6 protein-coding genes are annotated in these 10,584 nt (G+C 70.8%); all 6 read right to left on the reverse strand.

Annotated features, from left to right (window positions below; translation table 11 throughout):
• Positions 1 to 87: 87 nt before the first annotated feature.
• A complete protein-coding gene (locus BJ965_RS08620) occupies positions 88 to 1,188 on the reverse strand; it encodes a restriction endonuclease (RefSeq protein WP_246545866.1) in 1,101 nt (366 codons plus the stop codon).
• Between the two features lie 172 nt (positions 1,189 to 1,360).
• Positions 1,361 to 2,677 carry a hypothetical protein gene (locus BJ965_RS08625; RefSeq protein WP_184908136.1) on the reverse strand — a complete coding sequence of 439 codons (1,317 nt, stop codon included), beginning with the start codon at positions 2,675 to 2,677 and terminating at the stop codon, positions 1,361 to 1,363.
• 170 nt (positions 2,678 to 2,847) lie between these two features.
• Entirely contained in the window at positions 2,848 to 3,954 is a 1,107-nt protein-coding gene (locus tag BJ965_RS08630) for an AAA family ATPase (protein ID WP_184908137.1), read from the reverse strand.
• On the reverse strand, positions 3,951 to 5,834 hold the full coding sequence (gene drmB / locus BJ965_RS08635) for a DUF1998 domain-containing protein (RefSeq protein ID WP_184908138.1): 1,884 nt from the start codon (positions 5,832 to 5,834) through the stop codon (positions 3,951 to 3,953). Before drmB ends, BJ965_RS08630 begins: the two co-directional genes overlap by 4 nt.
• Positions 5,831 to 8,980 (reverse strand): helicase-related protein, encoded by a 3,150-nt coding sequence (locus BJ965_RS08640; protein WP_184908139.1) that lies wholly within the window; start codon positions 8,978 to 8,980, stop codon positions 5,831 to 5,833. Before BJ965_RS08640 ends, drmB begins: the two co-directional genes overlap by 4 nt.
• A 60-nt stretch (positions 8,981 to 9,040) precedes the next feature.
• Positions 9,041 to 10,522, reverse strand: coding sequence for a sigma-70 family RNA polymerase sigma factor (locus tag BJ965_RS08645; RefSeq protein ID WP_313666759.1), 1,482 nt, complete (start codon positions 10,520 to 10,522; stop codon positions 9,041 to 9,043).
• Positions 10,523 to 10,584 lie beyond the last annotated feature (62 nt).

Raw genomic sequence — 10,584 nt, forward strand, 5'->3', positions numbered from 1 at the left:
TGCTTCGAAAGACAGGGAATTGAAGCGCCCACCCGGCATCAGTCACGCGGGACGGCGGTCCGCGTCGAGATGGGCATGCCTCCGGCATCAGAAGAGATTGGATGTCTCGCCGAAGTCGCTCATCGGCCTCCCGCTGACCTCTCGGAACTCGTCCGAGCTGTAGTGAAGCTGGAAGGTGTGGGCGTGGTTCTCGTCAACCCAGTACATGGTGATGGCGGAGAGCAGGTTCCGCGTCATCCAGTGAGTGCGGGACCGCGTTCCCTCCTCCTGGTCCAGGATCCATGCCTCGACCTGTTCCGGCAGGCTGAAGGTCAGCCTGTAGGCATGGCCTTCGCGCGGTTCGATCAGCCACACGGGATGCCCCACCGGCCGGTGGATCCTGTGCACGCGGACGGCGTGGGTGGGCTGTTCGCGCGCGTGTCTGACGAAGGCATGGAGATCGTCGGAGACGAGCCCGAGGACGAAAGGAGCGGCGGGAAAGGCCAGGACGAGTCCCAGGGACGACCGGCGGCGCAGGCCCGCCGCCAACGTGTCGAGCGGATCGGTCACCGCGGAGGCATCGGCTGCGGGTTCGTCCCACAGATTCAGCAGGTGCCGTCGTAAGTAATTGCGGATCTCGTACACAGTGGGCCGCTGGCTCGGCGGCATCGGCTTCATGGCGTCGTAGACCGACTTGGCCGCCACCCTCACCAGGTCGCGCAGCGGCCGGAAGTCGGGCAGAGACAAGTCGATGAGAGAGATCTGATGGGCGAGCGCGAACTCCTGGGCATCCTGGGTGAACCCCGATGTCGAGAAGATCGCGTAGCTGTAGTGATAGCGCGTCCTCGGGCGGTGCGGGCCGGAGCCGTGGCTCAGTGTGGTGACGACGTTTTCATTGAGGTCATGCACGACACCATGGCCGTTGCGCACGGTGGGGAGACCGACCTTGATGCGTGTGAACTTCGCCTCGGCGAACAGGCGGATCGGGAGTGAGAAGGGGGGCACGTACTGGAACTCGCCCAGGGTGTCTGCCTGGTGCCAGGCCCCGCGGCCCCGCACCACCAGTCCGTGTTTGCGTTTCTCCAACACCTTCCACGGCGGCCTGGCCGAGTCGTCCTGTTCCGTCAGCAGACGGTACCCACTGGACCGCAGCAGCCAGGCGAGGACCTCTTCGAGAAGGTACCCCCGCAGTGTTTCGAGCCTCACCATGGCGTGACCCTATGCACGCGAGTCCTGATTGGTCATCAGAATGGCATATTTTCCTGCCCCCTCAGCACGCGTCCTGACGCGAGATCCGGCAGGTTCCCGCTTCAGGAACGACGTGACCTAGTTCCAGGAGGGAGAACAGTGCGCACCACTCACCAGGTGAGTGCGAGCGTGCCTACGCGTCAGCGGGCAGCGCGGGGAATACGACCACCGAGCCGTCCTTGTCGCGGGCGATGTCGATCGCCACGTCTGTCGTACGGCCGTTGACCGTGATGCCGTCCCCCAGCTTGTGAATCCGGTGGGCCGCGCTCATCAGGCGATCGACTTCACCGGTCGTGAAGACGGGCCGCAAACCGTTCGGGCGAGCCAGTTCCAGTGCCGACAGGCGTACCAGGACAGCGGCGATGCCCGACTCCAGGTCGTCGAGGCGCTGCTGATCGCGCTTGAGTGCGTGGGTGAAGTTCTCGAACGGATTGCCGGGGTCGCTCTGGGCGTGCTCGACGGCCTGGAGTACGACGACCCGCCGCATCAGCGCGATGGCCAGGGACGCGAGTTCGAGGTGGGTGCGGAACATGCCGCCGTCGTCGTCGATGCCGGGGAACGACTTGATCAGCGCGCCGAGTTCGACGGCCTCTCCCTCGGGGAGTCCGTCGAGCGCGCTCCGCCATCGGGCGAGGCGGATGTCGGCTTTGCTCAGCGCCGTGTCGATGGTGTGCACCGCCGAGTCGAGTCCCAGCGAGTGACCGAGCTTGCCCTGGTCGAGCAGGATGGCCGTGGCCTTGTCGATGGCGGCACGGCATCGGTTGAGTGCGCTGTGCTCGTCGTCGAGCTTGTCCTCCTGGAGTTGCTCCAGCAGCTCCGTGATGTGTTCGATGGCCTGCTGGCGCTTCTGGTCGACATGCGCGCTCACCCCCACCGCAACGGCCATGAGCACGAGCGGAGCGGCCACGGTGAGCGCCGTGCCGCCGGCGACCGCGGCACCGGCGGTCGCACCGGCCCCGCCGGCCGTGCCCGCCGCTGCCGCTCCTCCGACCGGCACGAATTTCGCTTTGGCGGCGATCCTGCCCGACGAGCTCACGAGCTCACCGTAGATGGCACCGGCCGCCCCCTTCGGTACCATCGGGCGCACGACGCCCTGTCCGAACTGGGCGGCGACCTTCGCCGGGACCACCATGCGGTACAGACTCTCGCCGGAAGCGGTCGCCCTGGCCGCCGTGAGGGAAGTGCGCGTCGACTGCGTGATGAACTGCGACAGGTGCTGCGCCAAGGGACTAGCGGCGTCGAGCGGGATACCACGGCCGCGGTCGATCTTGTCGGGCAGTGGATGCACCTCCAGCGTGACGATCGGCTCGTCGGCCATGACCGCCAGCACTCCGCGCAGTTCCGCCAGGCGCTCGGCCGTCATCGACTCACCCGCGGTCAACCCCGGCACCCGGACGTCAGCGGTTGCCAGCGTCCACACGGGCACGGTCGTCTTGCAGTCGTCAGTCATCGTCTCCCCCTGTTTCTTCCCACAGCAGCGTAGTGTCCGCATCGGACGAGAACGGCGCATGGCCGTCAACGGATCACAAGGCCCTGGCGTCGCCGCCAGCCGCACATCGGACCGCTCCGGAACCGGGGCGACTCCCTCGCACGCCCGTAGCTACAGTGATCCTGTCACCGCTACTTCACCCATCCGTCCAACTCCTCCAGATGCCGCGGCAGGCGACTCCCCCGCCAGCCCAGGACCAGCCGCTCCCGCGCCCGGGTGATCATGACGTAGTAGGCCATGCGGAGAGTCGCCGCCGTGGGGTCGGTGGCGGCGTCGGATTCCGCGTCGGCGACGACGACGGTGTCGAAGTCGAGGCCCTTGGCGCTGGCGCGGTGGACGACGACCACGCCGGGGCGGGTGAGGTCCAGGTCGCGGTAGCGGCCCGAGGAGGCCGTCGAGCTGTACAGCTGGGGGTCGTGGGCGAGGCCGGCCCGTTCCAGGCGCCGCATCAGGTCGGACGCCGTACGCAGGGAGTTGACGATGACGCCGATGCGATGCCGCGGCTGCTCGGCAGCCATGGTGGCGATGTCGGCGGCGAGGTCCTTGTCGCCCGGGTAGTGGCGGACGACGGGTAGTGGGCCGCTGCGGAAGGGCGGCTCGGGGCGGGTGCCGCCGACGCGGAACCGCTCGGCCAGGGCGGCGATCTCGCGGGTGTTGCGGTGGTTGCCGCCGACCTCGGCGCGTGCCGTGGTGCGGCCGAGGGCAGTGGTGATCTCGGTGAGGGTGGAGTTCGTCTCGGTGAGGCGCTGGCACTCGTCGGCGAACACCGTGACGGAGGCGGCGGCGATCCGGACCAGCCGGTAGAAGCCCGGCGGCAGGTCCTGGCCCTCGTCGACGACGAGGTGGGGCGTGGCCGAGTCGTCCGCGCCGAGCTTCTCGGCGGCCAGGCCGGTGAGGGACGTCCAGTCGAACCAGCCATCCTGGGTGCGCGGTGCGCCGTACCCGAAGTGGCGCAGGACCCAGCCGTGCACGGTGGCGGCCTCGACGGGAGCGCCAGGGACCGTGAGGCCCTGAAGGGTGTCGCGCAGGAGCTGACGAAGGAGGTTGGAGCGCGACAGGAGCACGGTGGGGCGGCCGGTGAGGGCCAGGTGGACGGCACGGTGCGCGGCGAGCAGGCTCTTGCCGCTGCCGGGCGGGCCGCTGACGACGTGGTGGCCGGTCAGCGGCAGGGCGTCCAGGCAGTCGCGCTGGGCGGGGGTGAGGCCGGGGTGGAGGACGGGGGTGTTCACAGTGGTCATGCGGGTCCTCCCAGGGCGGTGGCGGCCGCGGACTCGCGGCTGGCGGTGAGGACGTCCGTGAAGTAGCCGGGGACGCGGGCGGAGCCGACGACCAGGGCGCGGTCGAGGAGGGTGTTGCCGGTCTGGCAGCTCGTCTCGGGCAGCAGGGTGCAGGCGTGACAGGCGGCCCGGTTGAGGTTGCCGAAGCCCTGGCCAGTGTGCTCGGCGCACAGCGGGTCGGCGGAGCACCAGGCGGCGGCCTCCAGCATCCGGACGAGCGTCTCGGCGAAGTGCGGTGCCTCGCCCTGCCGGACCAGGCCGCCGAGGGTGCCCTCCGCGTCACCGGCGGCCGTGTAGATCAGCAGTCCGCGCTGGCCGTACTCGGGGCGGCCGTACACGCGCTCGCGCAGGCTCGCGGTGGTGTAGCCGGAGTCGAAGGAGAGCTGGCGGATGAGGAGGTGGGCGAGGGTGTGCAGGAGGAGGAAGCGGGGAGAGAGGTCGCTGCCGACGGTCTCGGCGAGCTGCTCGTCCCGGAACGACGCGTCCAGGTCGGTACGGACGCCGTGGACGTGTGCCTGCGCGCGCGGGTCGTTCTCCCAGGCGGTGAGGCGCTGTTCGTCGAGGGTGAGGACGATGCCCTCGCCGTAGACCTCGGTCGCGGGCAGCCAGCGCAGGCGTCCGCTGGTGTCGGCGCGGACGAGGGTGCCGTGCGGGGAGTGGCGGCGGAAACCGGTCAGGGCCCGTACCTCGCGGAGACGGTCGGCGAGGACGAGGCCGTCGATGTGCGCGTCGAGGGTGGCCCAGGGCTCCTCGGTCTCACCGGCGAGGCCGAGCCCACCGCGGCGGACCGCGAACTCCGCGGTGGGTTCGGGCAGTTCGACGGCGTCGAAGGCGTACCACTCGTCGCGGCTCAGGTCGAGCTTCGCGGGCTCCGGCCGGTCGGCGGGCGGGGCGGTGGGGGCGCCGGTGGCCTCGGCGACGAGCTGGTCGATGAGGCTGTCGGAGGCGTCGGTGTCCTCCTTGATGTAGCCGCGGAAGGAGTCGGCCCGGGACGTGCCGAGTGCGTCGAGGAAATTCGTCCAGTAGCCGTGGCCGCGGACGGCCTCCGCCAAGTCCTGTTCAGCCCGCGGGGGTTCGTCGGGCCGGGGGATGTCGAGGGCCGAGAAGACGACCGGGTAGTACACGTTGCCGGCGGTGCGCTGCACGATGTGGACCTGCTGGCCGCAGGAGGCCTTCCCTTTCGGGCGCTGCCAGGGGTTGCGGCCCGGGCAGTGGCCGCCCTGGGGGCCGAGGATGTCGAGCAGGTCCCGCTCGGCCCCGCACGACGTGCCGCCCTCCCCGGTCGCTTCGCAGCGCACCGAGAGCGCTTCGAGTCCGGAGGCGCGGTCGGCGACCCGGAAACTGAGCTGTCGTGCCTTCCAGGCGTGCTTCGACTCGGCGCAGGCGGCCCGCCGCTCGGGGGCCAGCTCGGAGTGGGCCCAGTACCACCAGTCGACGTCGTCGAGGTGTCCGTCCGCGCAGATGCGGACGAACCGCATGGGGGTGAGGCGGGGTGCGGCGGAGCAGGACGTGCAGACCGGCGGCTCGCCGGGCTTCTCCTGCTCGTGCAGGAAGCGGACCATGGCCCGGCAGGATCCGCAGAACAGCCAGCCGGGGAAGCGCACATAGGGGACGCCGGGGCGGTCGGGCCGGTCGTAGCGGTCGTTGAGGGTGTGGGGGGCCGCGTAGAAGCCGAGGACGCCCAGGCGGGCGGCCAGCCGCTCGGAGGGGACGGGCGTCTTGAGCTGGGGCCAGGTCTCGATGCCGGCGGCGACGAAGGACTCGCCCTGCACGTCGAGCACGGCACCGACGCCGAACGGCAGCACGGTCTGCGCCTGGCGGACCCGGAGTTTGCGTGTCACTTTCCTGCTCCTGTCACGGTGATCTGGCACTCCCGGTCGACGCTGCGCATGGAGTTGAGGGTCTCCCACAGGCCGTAGCGCTGCTCGAAGGACTTGAGCAGGTTGTGCTGCCCCTTGCCCTGGCCGCGGTAGTAGAGGCTCTTGCCCTCGGCCGAGGCCGCCTCGGCCTGCCGGTACCAGGCGTGAAGGAGGTCGCCGAGCTCTCGCCGGACGTCGGCGCGTACCCGGTCGGCGTCGGCTCCCGTGGCGTCGCGTTCGGCGGTCGCGGCGCGGTCGGCGAGGGCGTCGGCGATCCGCGCGGCCTCGTCCCTGTGCCGGGTGAGCAGTCCGGCCTGGTTCTCGGCCGCCAGGCCGAGCCGGTGGCGGACCAGGATGACCAGAGCGGCGTGCAGGGCGCGGCGGCGCGCGGGCGGGGACCAGGGGGTGACGCTGGCAGGCTCGACGTACCGGTACAGGGCCCGGTGGTAGTCGATGAAGGTCTCGTAGTGCGAACGGTCCCGCGGGCGGGTGGCGTTGAAGTAGGTGACGACGAGTCCGGGCACCTGGTGGCGGCCCACGCGGCTGGTGGCCTGGATGTACTCGGCGGTGGTCTTGGGCTGGCCCTGCATGAGCATGTACGCGAGCCGCTTCACGTCCACGCCGACGGAGAGCATGTTGGTGCACGGCAGGAAGGAGACCGACCGAGGATCGATCCTGGGCTTCTCCAGGCGGTCGAGGAGGATGGGCTGGTCGGCCCGCGGCACACTGCTGTCGAGCTGCTGCACCTGCTCGGCGCCCAGGGCACGCGTGCCCGCACCCTCGTCCAGGGAGCGCAGCTGGGCGGGGATGTCGTCGCCTGCCGCGGTGACGGTACGGCCGAGCTCGCGCAGGCTGTGGTGGTAGGCGACGAGCGTCCAGTAGTCGTCGCGGTGCTCCTCGGGGAGCTGGTGGACGCCTTGGAGCATGGCCGCCGTGGTGGCGACGGCACCGCGGCCGGCGGTGTGGCCGAGCGCCATGACGCCCAGGTAGAGGCGGCCGGGGCGGCCGGTGTCGGGGACGGCGAAGAAGCTGTCGCGGGCGTCGAGCCCGGACGGCGGGAAGAGCTGGACGTCCTGGTGGTGCAGGGCCCGGACCTGTTCGGCGGAGCGCCGGATGGTGGCCGTGGCGGCGACGATCTTGGGCGGGCGGCCGTCCCGGTCCGTGCACAGTTCGAGAACGGCCGCTTCGTAGAGGCCGACCGTGGTGCCGAGCGGTCCGGTGAGCAGGTGCAGCTCGTCCTGGATGATCAGCGACGGAGGCGGGTTGCCGGTGCCTGCGCCGAAGAGACGGCCCGAGTCGGGCTCCCAGGCGAGCCGGGCGAACTTGTCGACCGTGCCGAGGACGAAGGTGGGCGGGTTCCGGTAGAGGTGCTGGTCGACGACGGCGACCGGCAGGACGTCGTGGAAGGCGCACTCGTCGCGGGTGCAGTTGAAGGCGAAGTCGTCCTTCTCCGCGCGGACTCCGTAGTCGGAGCGGACACTGGACCAGGTCGCCGGCAGGATGCGGGTGCCGCACCACGGGCAGCGGTCGAGGATGAAGACGTCCTCGGGGTGCGAGGCCAGGCGTTGCTCGCCGAAGGTTCGCTCGGCCTTCTCGAAGTCGTTCGGGGTCGTGGTGTCGCCGACCCACAGGCCGATGGTGATCGGTTCGCCGCCCAGGCCGAGTTCGGGTTCGGTGCGGCGCAGGTGTTCCAGGGCGCAGATCGTGGTGGCGGCTCGCTGGAACTGCTGGGTGGTGAGCAGGCTGAGGGTGTAGCGGCTGAGCACGGTGGTGCCGTCGCCTTCGCCGCGGATCCTGCGCAGGGCGATGGTGAAGGCGGCCAGCAGCAGGTACGCCTCGGTCTTGCCGCCGCCGGTGGGGAACCAGATCAGGTCGGTGGTCTCGCGGTCCCGGTGGCCCGGCTCGGCGACGCCGTCGAGGGCGAGGAGGAAGAAGGCCAGCTGGAAGGGGCGCCAGGTGGCCTTGGGGTCCACGGGCGGCTCGACGGCCACCGACTCCGAGCGGTGCCATCGCCGGCCGGCCTGGTCAGGTGCGGAGTGCCGCATCTGCAGCAGCATGGCGCGCTGGGCGATGCGGAAGGCGGCAAGCAGTTCGGGGCGGTCCGGGTCGCACAGGGTGCGTACGCCCGCCTCGATCCGGGTGACCGCCTCACGGATCCGGGCGAGGATCCGTTCCGCCGCCTCCCGTCCCCAGTCCGGCACTTCGACGGAACGCTGGCCCACGTACCAGGCGTGGTACGAGGCGGCGAACTCGGCCAGTTCCTCGCGGAGTTGGTCGACGCCGATGGCCGGGTCGGCGAGGTGAGAGAGGGTGAGCGCGGGGGCGTCGAGCGGACCGCCGGCCCGGATGGCGGGCACCTCGGCCCGGGGCAGCGCCTCACAGGCGAGGAGGGCGACGCCGCCGTCCTCGCCGTGTTCCTCACGGACGGCGCAGCCGTGGCCGACGGCGTGGGTGACGACATGCCGGTACTGCAGGCGCAGTTCGCGTTCCTCGGGGTCGCGGCTGGCGAGCCGGACGCTGGGATACGGCAGCACGGTTCCGTCGGCGGGGCGGACGGTGAGCCGGCACTGGAACAGCATGTCGTCCCAGCTGGGCGCCTTGCCATCGGAGCCGTCGTGCCGGGCCTCGTTGACCAGGGCCACGGTGACGAGCGTGCCCTGGCCGTAGGAGCGGCGGGTCAGCCGGATCGTCGCGCGCCCGTCGAGGACGGGGACCTCCTGCCGGTCCGGGCCGACGGTGTGCGTCTCGGGCTTGAGGGGCACGCGCTGCCAGCGCCGCCCTCGACCCGCCTCGTTCCGCCGCGTCTCGTAGCGGGCGGCGGCGCAGCTGACCTCGACGTCCACGGCGTCCGTGTAGAAGCTGACACCGAGGGACGCGGGCAGCCAGCTGTTGGTCTCGGGCACCGGGTCGGGGGCCGGGTCCACATCGGGGGCGTCCTGCTCGGTGCCGGGGGCCTCCGGGTCGTCGGCGGCGAGGGCCAACTGCCGCTGGAGGTCGGCCTGCTGCGGGTAGAGCGTGCCCATCAGGTACTGCCGGTCGGGCGGCGCGTCGAGCACCTCGTCGTCACCGCCGGCGGGGCCGACGAGCTGGCGGGTGAGGTAGTCGACCAGCTCCTGGCGGGGGTCCATGTGCGGGTTCCTTCGGAAGAGAGTGCGGGGGGAGAGGGGACGATGTGGGATGCGTGGGCTTCAGCGGGGCCGCGGCAGCAGCCCGTGACGGAGGAGCTGTCCCTCGAACTTCGCCTTGGCCTTCGGCTCGATCTGCCGGATGCGCTCACGGGTGACACCGAAGACGACCCCGATGTCCTCCAGCGTGTCCGGTTCGTCGCCGTCGAGTCCGGTGCGTCGGACGAGGACGTGCCGCTCGCGCTCGGAGAGATGCTCCACGACGTGCCGCAGGCGGGCTTGAAACTCCTTGCGGATCAACACCACGTGAGGTCCCGGCAGCCGGCTCGGTCCGATGATCAGGTCACCGAGGGCCGTGTCGTCGCCGATGATCCGGTCCAGGGAGTCGGTGGACCGGCTGATCCTGCGCGCCTTCTCCACTTCGGCGAACGTGAGACCGCTGACGTAGGCCACGTTGTCGACGGTCCTGGGACGGCCCTCGTTCAGAAGCTTGCGCTCGGCGACGGCGACCTTGCTCACCTTCTCGTGCACATGCGCGGGCAGCCGGATCAGGGTGCCCTCGTCGGCGATGGCCCGTGTGATCGCCTGCCTGATCCACCAGGTCGCGTAGGTCGAGAACTTGAAGCCCTTGGTGGCGTCGAACTTCCGGACCGCGCGCATCAGCCCGATGGTTCCGTGCTGGACGAGGTCTTCGGCGTCCAGTCCGCGGCCCTGGTAGCCGAGCGCGATCTTCCACACGAGCCGCTGGTTGTGCAGGACGAGACACTCGTAGGCACGCCACCGCTCGCTGTCGCGGGGCAGCGCGGCGATCTCCTCCGCGGGAACATCACGGCCGAGCCGGTCGCTACGGCCGAGGCGGTCCTCCCCGCCCCGGAGGAGAACGGCGAGGCCGACCTCCTCCTCCGCCTTCAGCACCACCTTGGCCGTGTGCCGCCGCCACCGGTCCGCCTCCAGCACCGCCCGGGCCGCGAGCACGGCGTCGGTCAGTCGCGAGGGCGTGGAGGAAGCGCCGGAGCGGGCAGGTTGCCTGGCGGCCGGTGCCTTCGAGGCGGCGGCGCTCGGTGCCGGGGGCCGAGGCGGCCGAGGGCGGGTGATCGGGAAGTCGGCGGTCAGTTCTCGCGCTTCGCCGGCGCCGAGTCCGTGAAGTCGTACGACGCCATCGTGGGCGAGCCTGCTGACGGCGCCGTCGGCGTCGGCGTAACGGGCCAGCATCCGCCGGGCCTGGGCCAGACGCGTGGCCGCTTCGGAGGGGACGGCGGACGGCGGTGGGGATGCCTTCACCGACGGAGCCGCCGCGCGGCGGGCGGGTTTCACCTGGATACCCAGCGCGGCGAGTCCATTGCGGAGCCGTCGCCGCTGTTCGTCGGTCCTGAGCCCGAGCCGGTCCGCTTCGTCCGCGAAGGCCTGCCGACTGACCAGGCCCGCACGGGAGGCGCGGCGCTGCAGTCTTTCGATGACGGACGGCAACTCCGCTTCGACTGCCCGCCGTTCGACCTCGACCTCGACCATCGGCTCCCCCTCGCCCCGCACGATCGACGCATTCACACAGTCATCACATTCTGTGCATGTGTTCACTTGTACTCTTGATGCCTTGACAGTGTCAACAG

Source organism: Streptomyces luteogriseus, assembly GCF_014205055.1.
GTDB lineage: Bacteria > Actinomycetota > Actinomycetes > Streptomycetales > Streptomycetaceae > Streptomyces > Streptomyces luteogriseus.